Genomic DNA, 16,811 nt, shown 5'->3' on the forward strand with positions numbered 1-16,811 from the left:
TCATATTAGATTTGCCGAAAATTATCTTGATCGTCAAGATAAATTGATTTTATAGGGAGGCCTGTCAGTTGTCAACAAGAAATACCAGAAGCGAGACGGAGGAAACCGCCATACAGTTATTCCGGAAGATGGCCACAAGGACAATCCTTTTTCATCAGGCGGCCGCTCAATCTCTCGGTCTGTTTCCGACCGATTTGAAATCAGCTGATATTTTAAATGAAGCAGGCCCGATGACCGCGGGTGAGCTTGGGAAAAAAACCGGCCTCAGCACAGGCTCGGTAACGGCGCTCATTGACCGGCTTGAAAAAGCGGGATATGTCATGAGGAAAAAAGATCCCGAAGACAAACGGCGGGTGATCATTGTGCCGCTGACAGCGGGAAAAGCGAATGTGAAGCAATTGTTCAGCTCCTTATCCCAGTCCACGGTCAGCCTTTGCCGGCAATATAAAGAAGAAGAATTGCATCTGATATTCGATTTTCTCAAAAAAGTGACGGATATTATGGAAGATGAACTTGAGAAATTAAAATAAATAACTAATCAAAGAAGGCCTAACAGAAATTTTCTATTAGGCTTCTTAATATTTTATTCAATCGATATTTTTGAAAATTTTTCTTAGTAAATTGAATTCATTGATGTCTTTGAACGTGTAGTCAGTCTTTCCTGTATTCTGATTAATAGCGACAACCTGTTTGTTGGTTAGACCGTGAAAGATATTATAAGTTTCAAGTTGTTTATTGTGTGATTTAGTATCAGGTTGTTCTTGAGAATTTAACCGTTTGCTTGTATTTTTAAGTTTCGAAAATAAATCAAATTGTTCTTTCGTGAATAATAATTGTCCTGCTTTATTTTTTTTAGGTACAATATTATGTACCTTTGCCCATTTTCTAATATTCCATTGGTCTGTGCCTATTTTTTCGCTGATTTCTCTAGTTGTAAAAAAAATTTTGGAATTATTCATTGGAGCTGGTGTACCGCTCTTATCAATAACAGGTATTTTTTTTGCCAGTTTTTTAAGCTTTATTTTTGTTTCTTTTTTGTTTAACTCTTTAGGGTTATTTGCTAAGAAAAGGTTACACCTTCTATAGTCTAGGAAGTTATCTGAAATAAATGTTACTTGTTGAGTGTTATTAGTTGTTTTTTCATAAAGCCCAAGTATAAAACGTTTTAAGTTTAACTGCTTACCATTACTAAACGTCCGTCGTAACGAAATAAAAACCTCTTTTGTCCCTGCTAAGGCTCCATCTACCTTCAATGCTAGAAACTTGTGGTAGGTCATGTGTATCTATGTATATTTCATTTTGCTCACCAGACTTTTTATGCTTACAAAATATAATAGTTATGTCATTGTCTAGGTTTACGTATTCATTTAACATCATTAAAACTCCTCAAGATTTTTAGTTCGTAACTTTAGTAGCTAACTTGATGGGTAATATTATATATATAAAAGGATCTTAGGACAACCGATATTAAGTTATACTTGATAAAGATTTAAATACTCATTAAAGTTCGAAACTTTAGGTGTTGTTTTTTGCATAGCCCGGCCCATTTATGAATAATTTGTACAAGTTGCATGAATGAGGAGGAAGCCAATGAACATCTTTTTAAGCTACATCGTTCTCGGGCTGTCATTGTCAGCACCTGTCGGCCCGGTCAATGCGGCGCAAATTGACAAAGGCATCAAAAACGGCTTTTGGCATGCATGGATTTTCGGTCTTGGCGCCATGGCGGCAGACGGGCTTTATATGATTCTGATCTATTTCGGGCTGTCTCAATTTTTGACGGCTCCATTTGTTAAAACGTTTTTGTGGCTCTTCGGTTTTTTCGTGCTGACCTATACGGGAGTCGAGACGTAAAAAATTATAAGGGAAGCCATGAATGTCAGAAGCGGAAAAGGAAAACCGGCATTTTACAAAACATTCGGCGCGGGGTTTTTTATTTCTCTTTCCAATCCGCTGAGCATTTTATTTTGGCTCGGCATTTACGGCAGCATTCTCGCCAAAACCGCTGAATCCTTCGATGCGAACCAGCTTTTGATTTACAGCTCCGGGATTCTTCTCGGCATTTTGATCTGGGATTTCTGTATGGCGATCGCCGCGAGCACTTTCAGAAATCTCCTTCATGAAAAAGCGCTTCGCTGGCTGACGGGAGCGGCAGGTGTGTCCTTGATCGTTTTTGGGTTTTATTTCGGATGGCAGGGGATTCAGATGCTCATCTCATAAAGAGAAGAACAGTCACTCATCGCCTATCTCCATCATAACGTATCATGACGATACTGGAGGTGGGCAGATGGCAAGCGTGCTGTACACAAAAAGTTGCCTTGAGGAAAATTTATTGAATCTGCCAAATTGGCAGAGGATCGCTTTTGAGCTACTATCAGAAAAGGTAGGCGATGAAGCGGACACATTTCCGTGCATTCCCGGCCGTCAGGGATTTCTGACAGATCAGCTCCGGATATCCTTCGCGGGTGACCCTCGTGATCGGGAAACCCCGGAGGAAGTGGGACTGCTGCTGTCCGAGTACGGAAAGATCTCAAGGGATACCGGAAGATACGCGTCGCTGCTTGTGATTTTTGATACGCCGGAGGATTTAGCCGAGCACTGTTCCATTGAGGAGTATGAAGAGCTGTTCTGGTCTTTCTTAAAGCGGCTGAGCGGCTGCGACCCGAAAGACTGGCCGGAAGACATGCCGGAAGATCCTGAACATTATAAATGGGAGTTCTGCTTTGACGGCGAGCCGTATTTTATTCTGTGCGCAACGCCTGCGCATGAAGCGAGACAAAGCAGAAGCTTTCCGTTTTTTATGCTGGCGTTTCAGCCAAGATGGGTTTTCGAAGGATTAAACGATTCAACCGTGTTCGGACGCAATATGAGCCGGCTGATCAGAAAACGATTAGAAGCATATGACGAAGCCCCTCTTCATCCCCGATTGGGGTGGTACGGAGGAAAAGACAATTTAGAATGGAAGCAATATTTCCTCCGTGATGATGAGACGCAAGTGTCAAAGTGTCCCTTTTCTTACTTGAAAAGATTGTTTAAACCGACGAAATAAGCAATGATCCGGCAGGGCTGTGTCCCTGCTTTTTTTGTACGATCCATGTCACGATTGCAATGATGGCGAGAAAACAAAGGCTGACCAGAAAACCGGGCCGGCTTGATTTTTCAAACAGCGTGCCGGAGACGGCCGCGATGATCAGCAAGAGGGCGATAAAAATCTGTGTGGTTCCCATCTTTGTCGGTTCGGTCAGTTTCTTGCTTGAGAATAAAATGAACAGCCACGTATAAAGAAGCATCAGACCCGCCGCGGTTGTCATGTGTTCATATATATTTTTCGGCAGCACCAATGACAGTATGATGGAGACGATAAGCCCGGCAAATGTCAATCCGAGCGCAGGCCAGCAGATCTTTTTGTTTTCTTTTAATCTGAAGCATTTCGGCGCGTCTCCGTCATCAGCCATTGTACAGAGCAATGTCGTCACGGCAAACAGCGAGGCGACGAGCGTAGAAAATCCCGCAATAATAAAAATCCCGTTAAAAATATCAAGAATGACATCTAAATGAAAGCCCTTCAGCGACGAAATAAACGGGCTGTCCTGTTCGGTGAATTTGGCGAGCGGGATCAACAGCAGCGCCAGGCCGAGAGAAATAACGTAAATCACCGCAAGAACGATGAGCATCAGTCTGCCTGATTTTGAAGCTTCCTCCGGCTTTTTCAGATGTACGGTCATCAGCCCCAAGACTTCAATTCCTCCGAAAGCGTAAAACGCATAAATCAGCCCCGTCCATAACCCCATCGCTCCGTGCGGGAACAAATCCTTTGTATCATTCGGCACCTGCACATCCGGCTTGTGTGAAAATATACCGCACAGCGCCAAGACGGCGATGACGATAAACATAAAAATCGCCGCCGTTTTTACAACAGCGAGCACATGCTCCGTTTTTTGAAAAACGGACAACCCCGTAAAAATAATCAAAAGACCGAGCACCGCATAGATGGAGGCGAAGATCCACAGCGGCACATTCGGAAACCAATGCTTCGTAAACAGCGAGATCGCTGTCAGCTGGCTCCCTGTGATCAGCATTTCGGACGACCAGTACACCCACCCGTTGCTGAAGCCTGCCCAAGAGCCGAAAGCCTTTCTCGCATAAGCGCAAAAAGACCCCTTTTCGGGCTGCTTAGCCGAAAGCTTCGCGAGCTGCTCAAAGACAAAATAGGTGCCGAGTCCGGCAATCAGAAATGAGATCAGCGCGGAATATCCGCTTTTGACAATAGCGATACTGGACCCGAGAAAGAAGCCCGTCCCGATTGTGCAGCCGACGCCGATTAAGGAGAGCTGCCACCAAGCGAGATTTCCTTTAGGCTGGTCCTGTGATTTACCCATGAAATTCAACCCCTTTATCAAAGCTTAGATTGCGGCCGGCAGAACGGGAATATACATCCAATTAATTGCTTTACATGAAACAAACGGCCGGGGTTCATAATAGAAGAAAAAAGGAGCAGTCTGATGACACAGCAATTTATCGTACCGCCGAAAAAAGGGCTCGGCCTGAAGGTTCACAAAGGGCAGATTATAAAAGTAGTCGATGTGGAAGGACAGCAGGTGGCTGACTTTACGGCCTATCATGCCAAGGACTTTTATGAGCATCTTGATCAGGGCGCGACGATTGATGCCAACCAGTCCATCAATGTGAAAACGGGCGATCATATTTATTCTAATTTATACAAGCCGATGCTGACGCTGATTGAAGATACAGTCGGCAAGCATGACCTGCTGCTCCCCGCCTGCCGCCCGGATATGAACAGGCTTTTATACGGAAAGCATAAAGACGAGCTCCAGGATACGTGCTATGACAATATGAGCGGGGCGCTTGAGCAATTCGGGGTGCCGCGGCCGCATATGCATTATCCTTTCGCCATTTTCATGAACACGGTGCTTGATGAGAAAGGGAACTTGTCAGTCGAAACGCCCCTGTCCGACGCAGGCGATTATGTACGGCTCCGTGCGGAAATGGATCTTGTCGTCGCGTTTTCCTCCTGCCCGATTGAAAAAGGAAAATGCAACGGCGACAGCATCACTGCGCTGCGGGTGGAAATCAGCTGATCCCGGTGTATTTGATTCACTTAAAATCTGCACCTGTGCTATATTTAACAGAGTCGTACATAGTGGCATGATTCATTTCCAGCATGAACGGGAAATGAATCAAAAGAAACAATGCAGGAGGAGTGATTGGGATGAGCATCCAGAAACAAATTATGAATGATCTCCATGTAAAGCCCTCAATTGATCCGAAACAAGAAATTGAGGACAGAGTGAACTTTCTGAAACAATATTTGAAAAAAATAGGTGCCAAAGGCTTTGTGCTCGGCATCAGCGGGGGCCAGGATTCCACGCTTGCGGGACGCCTCGCCCAAATGGCGGCTGAGAGCATCAGAGAGGAAGGCGGAAACGCGGAATTTATCGCCGTACGTCTTCCGCACGGCACACAGCAGGATGAGGATGACGCTCAAATGGCGCTCAAATTCATTAAGCCTGATAAATCATGGACGTATGATATTAAGCCCGCTGTCAGCGCGTTCGCCGATCAGTACAAAAAAGAAACCGGCGATCAGCTGTCTGACTTTAACAAAGGAAATGTAAAAGCAAGAATGAGAATGATCGCTCAATATGCCGTCGGCGGACAAGAGGGGCTGCTTGTCATCGGAACTGACCATGCGGCTGAGGCTGTGACCGGCTTCTTCACGAAATACGGTGATGGCGGAGCTGATCTGCTGCCGCTTACGGGCCTGACGAAACGCCAGGGCAGACGTTTATTAGAAGAGCTCGGCGCGCCGGAACGCCTGTATTTAAAATTACCGACGGCTGATCTGCTCGATGACAAACCGCAGCAGACTGACGAGACCGAACTTGGCATCACATACAATGACATTGATGACTATTTAGAAGGCAAGGACGTTTCTTCTGAAGTAATTGAGGCGCTGGAAAAACGCTACCTCAGTTCGGAGCATAAGCGCCAGGTGCCTGCATCGATGTTTGATGATTGGTGGAAATAGAAATAAAAAACCTCCCTTTTGAAAGGGAGGTTTTTATTTCTTATGAAAGCAGTGTTTCATCTCATTCAGAGATTCTTTAATATGCACTTCAGCATGACGACCGAAGTATTCGAGTGACACGAATCCGCCGTATTGCCTGTTCATCAGTTCATTCAGCAAGGGTTCCTGCTGTAAATCACCTTGCAGCACAGGCACCGGCTTGCTGAGATACCAGTTGTCAAAGTTCCAATGATAGTTTTTTAAGTGAATATGGCTGACGGTATGATACAGTTTTTCCAAAGCGGTCATTTGGTCAATGTGATTGACGTGAAGGTTGGAGCCGTCAAAAATGATGCGGACCGGCGGATGTCCGACATCCTCTAAAAATGCCAGCGCCGCCTCCGGTGTATCCGCGTACGTATCGTAATGAATCTCAAGCCCGATATCGACTTCATAACTGTCAGCGAGCCGTGCCGCCTCCTGAAATTGATCAACCGCACGCTCCCACTTTTCCGGTGACGTCCGGTGCGAAGCCAGATTGCCCGCAAAGACTCTGATCAAGGGGCTGTGAAGCTGCCGTGCCGCGCTTAATGCTCTTTGAACATCTTTTAATGCCTGCCTTTCATCCTGAGAGACGAAGTCAGTGTACAAGCTGACAGCCGGCACCTCGATGCCCTCCTCCTGAAGCTGCTGATCGAGCCTGTCGAGCGGGCCGATTTCCTTAATATATTGTTTGATGTGGCCGTACCACAGTTCGATGCCGTCAAAGGAGTGCTCCTTCGCGAAAGAAATGACGTCGAGAATATGCTTTTTTTTAGACCCCGTCGTGCAAAAGCTCAGTTTCATCGGTAATCCTCCCGTTAACTGTCTATCATATGTGTACTTTTCCCCGGGTACGATACGGATAAACAGATGAAAAGGGTAAACACTTTTTTTATGAGGGAGGTTCACCTGCATCATTCGCACATAAATAGTTTAGTGCTTTTTTGCGTCAAAGTATTAAATAATTGCCCGAAGTGTTGTACAATGGATGTCATTCGAGTAAGGGGGAGAAGCCATTGAAAAATGAAACGGAGCTGACGGACTTCAGTCCCATCCGCAATAAACCGACTCGCGCTCGTTATGTGATACTGGTTCTTTTGTTTTTTATCACTGCGATTAATTATATAGACCGTGCCAGTGTATCCATCGCCGCCCCGTCCATTCAGACATCGCTGCATATAAGCCCCGCGCTCTTGGGCGTCGTATTTTCCGCGTTCAGCTGGACCTATACGGGAATGCAGATTCCGGGCGGACTCATTCTGGACAAATTCGGGTCAAAACGGACGTACGGAATTTCATTATTTGTCTGGTCGGTTTTCACGGGAGTACAGGCTTTTGCAGCCAGTTTCGGATTTTTATTCGGCTGCCGCCTGATTATCGGGCTGGCTGAATCGCCTGCGTTTCCCGCAAACAACCGGATTGTCACGACGTGGTTTCCAAGGCGTGAACGCGCCTTTGCGACGGGTGTTTATACGGCGGGGAATATGTCGGGCTCGCATTCGCCACACCGGTATTATTCTGGATTTTGACGGCATTTGACTGGCGCGCCGTCTTTATTTCTTCGGGGGCGCTCGGGCTTATTTTCTCCATTTTCTGGTTTAAGATGTATCAGGAGCCGAACCGGTATCGGAAAGTGAATCGGGAGGAGCTTGATTATATTAAAGAAGGAGGCGGACTGACAGAGGTGTCTGAATCAGCCGGCAGGATCACGTGGGCGGATTTCGTCCAGCTTCTTAAGTACCGCAAGCTTGTCGGCTTGTATATCGGCCAATTCGCCGTAGCCTCCACGCTGTTCTTCTTTTTGACATGGTTTCCGACTTATCTGGCGGAGGCAAAGCATATGGCCTTCTTAAAAGTCGGCTTCGCCGCATCAATCCCGTATATCGCTGCCTTCTTCGGCGTATTGTTCGGCGGATTTTGGTCTGACGGCATGATGAAACGGGGCGTGTCGGTGAACGTTGCCCGGAAAACGCCTGTCATCCTCGGTCTTCTGCTGACAGGCACCATCGTTCTCGCGAATTTTACGGATTCTTCTCCTGCGGTTTTGACGATTCTATCCATTGCTTCTTTCGCGCAGGGCATGTCCAATATATCCTGGACAATGCTGAGTGAGGTGGCGCCGAGCGAGACAATCGGATTGGCAGGGGGCGTGTTTAACTTTTTCGCCAATATGGCCGGTATCATCACACCGCTTATCATCGGGTTTATCGTCTCCGCGACCGGTTCATATAACGGAGCGATTCTGTTTGTCGGCGCTGTCGCTTTTATCGGGGCGTTTTCTTATATTTTCATTGTCGGAAAGGTCGAACGCATTACGCTCCGATAGAAAGAAAAACTCATCTCTTCTTGTTGAGGATGGGTTTTCTTTCATTGATTATCTCTATATTTCAATATTGAATTATCATATAATAAACATAACTTTTTCATTCCTTAGGAGGATTTCGCCGAAGATGAACGCAAAACGTGCCATTCCCGTAAGAGAAAGAAATATCGTACTGATCGGATTCATGGGTGTCGGAAAGACAACAATCGGCCAGCTGGTCGCTAAAAAATTATACAGAGATTTCATTGATATTGATCTGCAGATTGAGAAAGATTTCAATATGTCCATTCCCGAAATGTTTGAGAAAAAGGGTGAAGCCTTTTTCAGACAGACTGAAAAGGATTATATATTAGATATTTGCCGCAATACGAAATTCAAGATCGTGTCGCTTGGGGGCGGTTCGTTTAAACAAGAGGAAATCAGGCAATGCTGCCTTGAAAACTGTCTCGTGCTCCATCTTGATTTGTCATGGGAGAATTGGAAGCAGCGGGCTGACCTGCTGATTGAAAGCCGTCCGGTTCTGCATAACCGTTCCATGGAGGAAATGCAGCAGCTCTTTAACGAGCGCCAAAGCATCTATGATAAACATAATTCAAAAGTCGCGACGGATAATCTGGAACCTGAAGAAATTGCCGATTATATCGTCGAAACGTTAAAAATCGGCTGGGACCTGTATCAGCCGATGTAAAAAGAGCCGTGACGCTGTGAGCGCACGGCCGTTTTTCTATTTTAAACAAACGTTTGATAAAAAGTGAATGCGCCCGCCGATTATTTATAAAAATGTTTAGAAAATAAGTGTGAAATCGTGTTAAGATAGAGTCAGAAAATTAAATCTTATAAAACAAAGGGGAATAATCGGATATGCAATTATACGACTTGCCGCTTGATCAACTGCAAACCTATAAACCAAATAAAACCGCATCTCATGACTTTGCGGATTTTTGGGCATCATCATTACATGAGCTTGCAAAGGAAAAGGCAAAGCCTGAATTGACGCCTGAAAGCTATCCGGCTGACGGCGTTAAAGTATTCCGGCTGAAATACCGGAGCTTCGGCAAGGCGGAAATTGAGGGATGGTACGCCGTTCCCGACCGAAAAGGACCGCATCCGGCCATCGTGAAATATCACGGCTACAACGCGAGCTATGACGGGGACATCCATGATATCGTGAATTGGGCGCTGCACGGATATGCTGCGTTCGGCATGCTTGTCCGCGGCCAGCACAGCAGCACAGATACAAGCGTCTCACCGCACGGACACGTTCCCGGCTGGATGACGAAAGGAATTTTAGATAAAGATACATATTATTACCGCGGAGTGTACTTGGACGCCGTACGGGCTCTGGAAGTCATCAGCGGCTTTGACGAAGTCGATGAAACGAGAATCGCCGTTATCGGCGGGAGTCAGGGAGGCGGGCTTTCAATCGCCGCGGCGGCACTATCCGACATTCCGAGAGCGGTTGCAGCCGATTATCCTTACTTAAGCAATTTTGAGCGGGCGATTGATGTCGCTCTTGATGAGCCGTATCTTGAGATTAACTCCTTTTTCAGAAAAAACGGCAGCCCGGAGACAGAGAAGACCGCGATGAATACACTGGCCTATTTTGATATCATGAATCTGGCAGACCGCGTAAAGGCTCCGGTTCTCATGTCCATCGGACTGATTGACCGCGTGACTCCGCCGTCTACGGTATTTGCCGCTTACAATCATTTAGAAACAGAAAAAGAATTGAAGGTTTACCGGTATTTCGGCCATGAGTACATACCTTCTTTCCATACGGAAAAGCTGGCCTTTCTGAAAGCGCATCTGAAAGGCTGATAAAAGCGAAAAGCCCAAGTTTTACATTTGGGCTTTTTTCATGAATGATGACGGAAAAGGACGGATACAAATGAAACAAAGGATCATCGAAGAATTAAAACGAATTGAGGCACAGCACGACGTTAAGGTGCTTTACGCCGTAGAATCGGGAAGCCGCGCATGGGGATTTCCGTCAAGCGACAGCGACTACGATGTACGGTTTCTCTATGTGCCGAAAAAAGAATGGTACTTTTCCATTGAACCGCATAGGGATGTCATAGAAGAGCCGATCCATGACATGCTTGACATCAGCGGCTGGGAATTGAGAAAAGCGCTGCTGCTCTTTAAAAAATCAAATCCGCCTCTTTTGGAATGGCTCTCTTCTGAGATGATCTATTACGAAGCTTTCTCGGCGGCTGAAAAGCTCCGAAAACTGAAAACCCGCGCCTTCTCGCCCGAAGCCGGCATCCATCATTATCTCAATATGGCAAAACGGAATGAAAAAACGGAACTGCGGGGCGGTGAAGTGAAGATTAAAAAGTACTTTTATGTCCTGCGGCCTCTCCTCGCCTGCAGGTGGATTGAAACGTTCAGCTCCGTGCCTCCGATGTCTTTTCCCGTACTGGCGGATGCCCTATTGACGGATGAATCGCTCATTTCTGAAATCAATTCTTTGCTTACAAGGAAAAAAAGCGGTCAGGAACTGGCTCCGGAACCCAAAAATACGATCATTCACGCGTTTATAGAAGAGGAAATAGAACGCATCGGGCTATATGCCAAAACGATAAAAACGCCGAAATCCGATATAACGGAAGAATTGAATCAGCTATTGATTCAGACCGTCGAAGAGGCGTGGGAGCAAAAAGACGGAAATTGACGATTTCTGTCATTTCCGTCCGCCTTTTTTCGGCATAAACCGCCTGCTCTCTAAGAAGCTGATTGTGGTAAAACCACAAAAATTTATCAGAATCTTTGTATTTTTAGAATATTGTGAGAGGATGTTTTGTCCATTTACAATAGACTCATACAAATACTTCTTAGATTGCGGGGTGTTAAGGTTGGAAGTGATTACAAGAGATTTTTTCTTATTTTTGTCCAAGAGCAGCTTTCTCAATAAGATGGCGAGAAACTGGGGAAGCCGCGTGGCAGCCGGCAAAATCATCGGAGGAATGGATTTCCGCAGTTCTATCCCGACAATCCGACATTTGAACAGCCAGGGGCTGTCTGTTACTGTCGATCATTTAGGGGAATTTGTCAACAGCGGTGATGTTGCAAAGGAGCGCACCGAGGAGTGCATGCAGACCATCGCTTTAATCGCTGATGAACAGCTGAATTCCCAAGTGTCATTAAAAATGACGTCTTTAGGTCTTGATATAGATCTCGATCTCGTCTATGAAAATATGACGAAAATCCTCCAGACAGCGGAAAAACATAAAGTCATGGTGACGATTGACATGGAGGATGAAACGAGATGCCAGAAAACGCTGGATATCTTTAAAGACTTCCGAAGCCGGTATGAATACGTAAGCACCGTGGTACAGGCTTATCTGTACAGAACGGAGAAGGATCTTGATGACCTTGGCCCGCTGAACCCGTTTCTGCGCCTTGTCAAAGGAGCCTATAAAGAATCGGAAAAGGTGGCCTATCCTGAAAAAAGCGACGTAGATGAAAATTATAAAAAACTCATCCGCAAACAGCTTTTAAAAGGACATTATACGGCAATTGCCACGCATGACGACAAGATGATCGATTTTACAAAGCAGCTTGTCAAAGAGCACGGCATTCCGAACGACCGCTTTGAGTTTCAGATGCTGTACGGCATGCGCTCGCAAACCCAGCTCAGCCTTGTGGAAGAAGGATACAACATGAGAGTCTACCTGCCTTACGGCGATGACTGGTACGGCTATTTCATGAGACGGCTCGCTGAACGCCCCTCAAACATCGCATTCGCCTTTAAAGGAATGACAAAGAAGTAAAAAAAGGGAGAGATGACAATGACTACACCTTATAAACACGAACCATTCACGAATTTCCAAGATCAATCAAACGTTGAAGAATTCAAGAAAGCGCTTGCGACTGTAAACGAATATCTGGGAAAAGATTATCCGCTCGTCATCAACGGTGAAAAAGTAGAGACGGAAGCAAAAATCGTATCCATTAACCCTGCAGACAAAGAAGAAGTCGTCGGAAAAGTGTCAAAGGCATCTCAGGAGCATGCCGAGCAGGCAATCGAAGCAGCCGCTAAAGCGTTTGAGGAATGGAGATACACATCCCCTGAGGAAAGAGCGGCCGTTCTGTTCCGCGCGGCTGCCAAAGTCCGCCGCAGAAAGCACGAATTCTCCGCCCTGCTCGTCAAGGAAGCGGGAAAGCCTTGGAACGAAGCTGATGCGGATACGGCGGAAGCCATCGACTTTATGGAATACTACGCGCGCCAGATGGTTGAATTGGCAAAAGGCAAGCCGGTCAACAGCCACGAAGGCGAAAAGAACCAATATGTCTACACACCGACAGGCGTAACGGTCGTCATTCCGCCATGGAACTTCCTCTTTGCAATTATGGCGGGAACGACAGTGGCACCGATTGTAACGGGCAACACGGTCGTTCTTAAACCGGCAAGCGCGACACCTGTCATCGCGGCAAAATTCGTAGAAGTGCTTGAAGAATCAGGCCTTCCGAAGGGCGTTGTCAACTTTGTGCCGGGAAGCGGAGCGGAAGTGGGAGACTATCTCGTCGATCACCCGAAAACAAGCATCATTACGTTTACGGGATCACGTGAAGTCGGTACGAGAATTTTCGAACGCGCGGCAAAAGTGCAGCCGGGGCAGCAGCATCTGAAACGCGTCATTGCTGAAATGGGCGGTAAAGATACGGTTGTTGTTGACGAGGATGCGGACATTGAATTGGCGGCACAATCCATTTTCACATCAGCATTCGGCTTTGCGGGACAAAAATGTTCTGCCGGATCCCGTGCGGTTGTGCATGAAAAAGTATACGATGCCGTTCTTGAGCGTGTCATCGAAATCACTGAATCAAAAGTGACGGCAAGCCCTGACAGCGCTGACGTGTATATGGGCCCTGTCATCGACCAAGGCTCTTACGACAAAATCATGAGCTACATTGAAATCGGAAAAGAAGAAGGCCGTTTAGTCAGCGGCGGCACCGGAGATGATTCAAAAGGCTACTTCATCAAGCCGACGATCTTCGCTGACCTTGATCCGAAAGCCAGACTCATGCAGGAAGAGATTTTCGGTCCGGTCGTCGCGTTTTCTAAAGTGTCAAACTTTGATGAAGCGCTGGAAGTGGCAAACAATACCGAATATGGTTTGACAGGAGCGGTTATCACAAACAACCGCAAACATATTGAACGGGCGAAACAGGAGTTCCATGTCGGCAACCTGTACTTCAACCGCAATTGTACGGGAGCGATTGTCGGCTACCATCCGTTCGGAGGCTTCAAAATGTCCGGAACGGATTCAAAAGCGGGCGGCCCGGATTACTTGGCCCTTCACATGCAGGCGAAAACAATCAGTGAAATGTTTTAAGCGGGACTGAATGGGCACCTCCTCGCGGGGGGTGTCCATTTCACCATAAACATATAAAACGGAGGAGGAAATGCCATAGCAAACATTCAGTTGATTATTTCCATTTGTATTTATATGGCGGGAATGCTGTTTATCGGTTATTACGCCTACAGACGGACGTCAAATCTGACGGATTATATGCTCGGGGGGCGTTCTTTAGGCCCTGCCGTGACAGCGCTCAGCGCGGGAGCGGCGGATATGAGCGGATGGCTCTTAATGGGGCTTCCGGGCGCCATGTTTTCAACGGGGCTAAGCGGCGCTTGGATTGTCATCGGACTTGTGCTCGGAGCATGGGCGAACTGGCTTTTCGTGGCACCGAGACTGAGAACGTATACCGAAAAAGCGGGAAATTCCATTACCATTCCGGGTTTCCTTGAAAATCGTTTCGGCGATCACACGAAGCTTCTCAGGCTGTTTTCGGGTCTTGTCATTCTCGTTTTTTTCACATTTTACGTATCATCCGGCATGGTATCCGGAGGCGTCTTATTCAAAAGCATTTTAGGATTGAATTACCACACGGGGCTGTGGGTCGTGACAGGCGTCGTTGTCGCCTACACCTTGTTCGGAGGCTTTTTGGCGGTAAGCTGGACGGACTTTGTCCAAGGGATCATTATGTTTGCGGCGCTTATTCTCGTGCCGATTGTGACAATTTTTCATACGGGCGGCCCGGGAGAAACCGTTGCCGATATCCGTTCAGTCAACCCGGAACTGTTTAATATGTTCAAAGGAACGACCGTTCTAGGCATTATTTCTTTATTTGCGTGGGGGCTCGGCTATTTCGGTCAGCCGCATATTATTGTGCGCTTTATGGCGATCACATCTGTGAAAGAGATCAAACGCGCCAGACGGATCGGAATGGGATGGATGATTTTATCTGCACTCGGCGCTCTGTTTACGGGGCTCGCGGGAATCGCGTATTACCATCAGCGCGGATTGAAGCTGGCTGATCCGGAAACCATTTTTATTCAGCTCGGCAATATTCTGTTCCACCCGATTATTACGGGATTTCTCATTTCTGCGATTTTGGCTGCCATTATGAGTACGATTTCGTCTCAGCTGCTCGTTACGTCCAGTTCTTTAGTGGAAGACTTGTATAAATCCATGTTCAGGCGTTCGGCTTCTGATAAGGAACTCGTATTTCTGGGGAGAATGGCAGTACTTGCGGTGTCCATCATCGCATTGGTGCTCGCATGGGAGAAAAACAACACGATACTTGGCCTTGTCAGCTATGCATGGGCGGGATTCGGCGCTTCATTCGGGCCGGTCGTACTGCTCAGTTTATTTTGGAAACGGATGACGAAATGGGGGGCACTCGCCGGCATGATTGCGGGAGCGATTACCGTAATCATTTGGGCGAATGCCGGTCTTTCAGGCTTTTTGTACGAAATCATTCCGGGCTTTGCTGTAAGCCTTGCTGCTGTATTTGTCGTCAGCTTATTGACACAGGCTCCGTCAAAAGATGTCACAGATCAGTTTCATGAGTACCGTGATACACTTTCTCAATAAAAGCAAAGAACGAGAGGAAGAAGGGACCGCCCTTTTTCCTCTTTTCATGATACAGGCCTCCGGATAATACTATTTTGGGAATATATGAATTTTTTTCTATACAAAAAGTCACCCCGCAGAGTATGATAAAGATAAAAAGAGCATAGGAGAAATAGGTATGGAAGAGCTTTTAGAGAGAGTTTTTTCATTTACGGACATTGATAAATTAATTGATTTCATCAGTTATGAATTGCAGAAGCCCGTCATTCTGGAAAGCGCGGATTTCTTTTTGCTTGCCTATAATTCTTATTACATTAATCACTTCGACTCCGCCAACCAGCAGACGATCTTCTCAAAAAAATGCCCCGTGCAGATTTTTGAAAGGTTTCTGAAGGACGGGGTAATCGAAAAACTGAAAACCGTTCCTGAACCGTTCCGTGTTGAAAAAATAGACAGTATCGGCCTGAATCAGAGAGTGGTTGTAAGCGCTAAACATAAAGGGGAAGTGATGGGTTACATCTGGATTCAGGAGCTCGACCGCAACCTGACGGACGAAGAGCTCAACTTTTTATATGAAACATCATTTCATGTCGGGAAAATCATCCATAAAACGAACCGGGTGAAACAGGAAAAGGAAGAGAGAGCGGAAGACCTTGTGAAGCGGGCGATTTTTCAGCAATTCTCCTCTGAAAAGGAGTTCAGGCGGGAGGCAGAAAAGATGAACGCCGTGCTGCCGTCGGTCTTTTCAGTAGTCGTCCTCCATGCCGCAAATGGAGATGGGGAGGCAGTCGAAGATGTGAAGGAAAATATCAAATCGTACTTGAATTTGCGAGATAAAGTGAGTCATGTTTTAACCATCGATTCCAATATTGTCATCGTCGTCGCAAGCTTCTCGCAAAAAAGCTCCGGCACTTCGGCAGCATCTGAATTCATCCACAAACTGCTGACTCATTTTCACTTTCAGAAGATCCCCACTCCAATTTATATCGGAATCGGCAATGAATACAGCAGCATCCTGAAGCTCGGCAAAAGTTATATAGAAGCCCTTGAAGTTATAAAGGCTGCCGAAATTACCGGGAACCAGGAAAATATCCCGTATGAATACAGTAAGCTCGGGATTTACCGTTATCTTGAAAGCATCGAAGAAAAAAACGCCTCACTGGAATATGTAAACTATGATTTAGCTTTATTAAAAGCCAAAGACAGAGAAAGCAGTACCGAACTGCTGAAAACATTAGAAATCTATCTCCTCAATAACTGCAAAACAAAACCAGCCGCAGAACAGCTTTTTATTCATCAAAACACATTGAACTACCGTATCAAACAGATTCTTGACATGACTTCAATTGATTTAAACGACTTCAGAACAAGGTGTCAGCTGTATCTCGATATTATGCTGATGAAAAAGAAATAGAAAAGAAACCAGTCGCCGTACTGGTTTCAGCTTTAATCCCTCCCGCCTGTCAACTCTCACTGAACCGCGCTTGTGAATCTCTCCTTTTCCGTGATGAGAAATGAATAAACACCGCTCCCCGATGTATGTTATACTTTTTAT

At 46.2% G+C, this 16,811-nt stretch carries 14 protein-coding genes and 2 pseudogenes; 13 read left to right on the top strand and 3 right to left on the bottom strand.

Annotated elements, in window-relative coordinates; all coding sequences use genetic code 11:
• Positions 1 to 68 precede the first annotated feature (68 nt).
• Entirely contained in the window at positions 69 to 530 is a 462-nt protein-coding gene (locus ACW5MY_RS01625; protein WP_013350944.1) for a MarR family transcriptional regulator, read from the top strand.
• A 57-nt stretch (positions 531 to 587) separates the two neighbouring features.
• Here ACW5MY_RS01625 and ACW5MY_RS01630 read toward each other — a convergent pair whose 3' ends face one another.
• Positions 588 to 1,253, bottom strand: coding sequence for a MerR family transcriptional regulator (locus ACW5MY_RS01630; RefSeq protein WP_157862695.1), 666 nt, complete (start codon positions 1,251 to 1,253; stop codon positions 588 to 590).
• A gap of 337 nt (positions 1,254 to 1,590) precedes the next feature.
• Between ACW5MY_RS01630 and ACW5MY_RS01635 the strand changes: the two are divergent.
• Together ACW5MY_RS01635 and ACW5MY_RS01640 are read left to right on the top strand one after the other, a co-directional pair.
• A pseudogene (locus ACW5MY_RS01635) lies at positions 1,591 to 2,220 on the top strand (LysE family translocator).
• A 67-nt stretch (positions 2,221 to 2,287) separates the two neighbouring features.
• Positions 2,288 to 3,049, top strand: a complete 762-nt coding sequence (locus ACW5MY_RS01640; protein WP_013350946.1) for a YqcI/YcgG family protein — start codon at positions 2,288 to 2,290, stop codon at positions 3,047 to 3,049.
• Here the strand turns inward: ACW5MY_RS01640 and ACW5MY_RS01645 are convergent.
• Complete coding sequence (locus ACW5MY_RS01645) at positions 3,033 to 4,379, bottom strand: amino acid permease (RefSeq protein WP_013350947.1); 1,347 nt, start codon at positions 4,377 to 4,379, stop codon at positions 3,033 to 3,035. The two genes, ACW5MY_RS01640 and ACW5MY_RS01645, sit on opposite strands and share 17 nt — an antisense overlap.
• Before the next feature lie 123 nt (positions 4,380 to 4,502).
• On the opposite strand from ACW5MY_RS01645, the gene ACW5MY_RS01650 reads away from it, so the two are divergent.
• Positions 4,503 to 5,099, top strand: coding sequence for a DUF1989 domain-containing protein (locus tag ACW5MY_RS01650; protein WP_013350948.1), 597 nt, complete (start codon positions 4,503 to 4,505; stop codon positions 5,097 to 5,099).
• Between the two features lie 131 nt (positions 5,100 to 5,230).
• Positions 5,231 to 6,049: an ammonia-dependent NAD(+) synthetase gene (gene nadE, locus ACW5MY_RS01655; RefSeq protein WP_013350949.1), complete on the top strand. Its 819-nt coding sequence runs from the start codon at positions 5,231 to 5,233 to the stop codon at positions 6,047 to 6,049.
• A 33-nt stretch (positions 6,050 to 6,082) separates the two neighbouring features.
• Here nadE and ACW5MY_RS01660 read toward each other — a convergent pair whose 3' ends face one another.
• The gene (locus ACW5MY_RS01660; protein ID WP_289394130.1) at positions 6,083 to 6,874 is read right to left on the bottom strand and encodes a sugar phosphate isomerase/epimerase family protein; all 792 of its coding nucleotides are present in this window, start codon (positions 6,872 to 6,874) and stop codon (positions 6,083 to 6,085) included.
• A gap of 212 nt (positions 6,875 to 7,086) precedes the next feature.
• On the opposite strand from ACW5MY_RS01660, the pseudogene ACW5MY_RS01665 reads away from it, so the two are divergent.
• The 8 genes and pseudogenes from ACW5MY_RS01665 (at position 7,087) to ACW5MY_RS01700 (ending at position 16,670) form a co-directional block, all read left to right on the top strand.
• Positions 7,087 to 8,396: pseudogene (locus ACW5MY_RS01665) on the top strand (MFS transporter).
• Between the two features lie 124 nt (positions 8,397 to 8,520).
• Positions 8,521 to 9,081 carry a shikimate kinase gene (locus ACW5MY_RS01670; RefSeq protein WP_013350951.1) on the top strand — a complete coding sequence of 187 codons (561 nt, stop codon included), beginning with the start codon at positions 8,521 to 8,523 and terminating at the stop codon, positions 9,079 to 9,081.
• 173 nt (positions 9,082 to 9,254) lie between these two features.
• Positions 9,255 to 10,211: a cephalosporin C deacetylase gene (gene cah, locus ACW5MY_RS01675; protein ID WP_289394131.1), complete on the top strand. Its 957-nt coding sequence runs from the start codon at positions 9,255 to 9,257 to the stop codon at positions 10,209 to 10,211.
• A 70-nt stretch (positions 10,212 to 10,281) separates the two neighbouring features.
• A complete protein-coding gene (locus ACW5MY_RS01680) occupies positions 10,282 to 11,067 on the top strand; it encodes a nucleotidyltransferase domain-containing protein (protein ID WP_462061655.1) in 786 nt (261 codons plus the stop codon).
• A 187-nt stretch (positions 11,068 to 11,254) separates the two neighbouring features.
• A complete protein-coding gene (locus tag ACW5MY_RS01685; protein WP_088030667.1) occupies positions 11,255 to 12,166 on the top strand; it encodes a proline dehydrogenase family protein in 912 nt (303 codons plus the stop codon).
• 18 nt (positions 12,167 to 12,184) lie between these two features.
• The gene (gene pruA, locus ACW5MY_RS01690) at positions 12,185 to 13,732 is read left to right on the top strand and encodes an L-glutamate gamma-semialdehyde dehydrogenase (RefSeq protein ID WP_013350955.1); all 1,548 of its coding nucleotides are present in this window, start codon (positions 12,185 to 12,187) and stop codon (positions 13,730 to 13,732) included.
• A 90-nt stretch (positions 13,733 to 13,822) separates the two neighbouring features.
• Complete coding sequence (putP, locus tag ACW5MY_RS01695) at positions 13,823 to 15,277, top strand: sodium/proline symporter PutP (protein ID WP_013350956.1); 1,455 nt, start codon at positions 13,823 to 13,825, stop codon at positions 15,275 to 15,277.
• A gap of 157 nt (positions 15,278 to 15,434) precedes the next feature.
• Positions 15,435 to 16,670 (top strand): PucR family transcriptional regulator, encoded by a 1,236-nt coding sequence (locus ACW5MY_RS01700; protein ID WP_013350957.1) that lies wholly within the window; start codon positions 15,435 to 15,437, stop codon positions 16,668 to 16,670.
• The last annotated feature ends 141 nt before the right edge of the window (positions 16,671 to 16,811 follow it).

This window comes from Bacillus sp. Bwzl_19, assembly GCF_054900515.1.

What these genes read in the sequence shown, in the direction of transcription:
- ACW5MY_RS01640 (WP_013350946.1), top strand. Translation starts at nt 2,288, where the DNA reads ATGGCAAGCGTGCTGTACACAAAAAGTTGCCTTGAGGAAAATTTATTG.
- ACW5MY_RS01645 (WP_013350947.1), bottom strand. Translation starts at nt 4,379, where the DNA reads ATGGGTAAATCACAGGACCAGCCTAAAGGAAATCTCGCTTGGTGGCAG.
- ACW5MY_RS01650 (WP_013350948.1), top strand. Translation starts at nt 4,503, where the DNA reads ATGACACAGCAATTTATCGTACCGCCGAAAAAAGGGCTCGGCCTGAAG.
- nadE (WP_013350949.1), top strand. Translation starts at nt 5,231, where the DNA reads ATGAGCATCCAGAAACAAATTATGAATGATCTCCATGTAAAGCCCTCA.
- ACW5MY_RS01660 (WP_289394130.1), bottom strand. Translation starts at nt 6,874, where the DNA reads ATGAAACTGAGCTTTTGCACGACGGGGTCTAAAAAAAAGCATATTCTC.
- ACW5MY_RS01670 (WP_013350951.1), top strand. Translation starts at nt 8,521, where the DNA reads ATGAACGCAAAACGTGCCATTCCCGTAAGAGAAAGAAATATCGTACTG.
- cah (WP_289394131.1), top strand. Translation starts at nt 9,255, where the DNA reads ATGCAATTATACGACTTGCCGCTTGATCAACTGCAAACCTATAAACCA.
- ACW5MY_RS01680 (WP_462061655.1), top strand. Translation starts at nt 10,282, where the DNA reads ATGAAACAAAGGATCATCGAAGAATTAAAACGAATTGAGGCACAGCAC.
- pruA (WP_013350955.1), top strand. Translation starts at nt 12,185, where the DNA reads ATGACTACACCTTATAAACACGAACCATTCACGAATTTCCAAGATCAA.
- ACW5MY_RS01700 (WP_013350957.1), top strand. Translation starts at nt 15,435, where the DNA reads ATGGAAGAGCTTTTAGAGAGAGTTTTTTCATTTACGGACATTGATAAA.